1 protein-coding gene and 1 pseudogene are annotated in these 424 nt (G+C 37.0%); one reads left to right on the forward strand and one right to left on the reverse strand.

What is annotated here, in order from left to right; genetic code table 11:
• Positions 1 to 236, reverse strand: a pseudogene (locus C1G53_RS00295) (insulinase family protein); the annotation flags it as partial.
• 73 nt (positions 237 to 309) lie between these two features.
• On the opposite strand from C1G53_RS00295, the gene C1G53_RS00300 reads away from it, so the two are divergent.
• On the forward strand, positions 310 to 424 hold a 115-nt coding region (locus C1G53_RS00300; protein WP_192873093.1), incomplete at its 3' end, for an RNA-binding S4 domain-containing protein.

Below are 424 nucleotides of genomic sequence, written 5' to 3' on the forward strand. Positions count from 1 at the left end.
CTACCACGTTTCGAAACTGAGGTCGAGAACTGAGCACCATACAATTCTGCCAATCTTCTCCGAACAGCCTGAGCAGTCTGAAATTCTTGGTTACCCATTTCAAAAATATTTGCAACTAACACACGACCAGCAACTGTAGCCTCACTCATTTCAGCTGCAAAGCGAATACGTATACGATTTGTCGTAAACTGATCTGTATCAATAAAATGAAGATCTACTCCCTCTTGTAATTTCATCGTCTTCCTCTTTCAAACATTGTACCTTCCATTATACCATTTTGTGATATAATATTCTGTAACGAGGTGACTTATGGAATTTAAATTATTTGATGACTACATCACATTACAAGCATTGTTAAAAACGACTGGTATTCTCCATTCAGGAGGTGCCATTAAAGGTTTCTTAGAAGAAAATACCATTCTTT

The organism is Streptococcus suis (assembly GCF_002960445.1).
Classification (GTDB): Bacteria; Bacillota; Bacilli; order Lactobacillales; family Streptococcaceae; genus Streptococcus; species Streptococcus hyiners.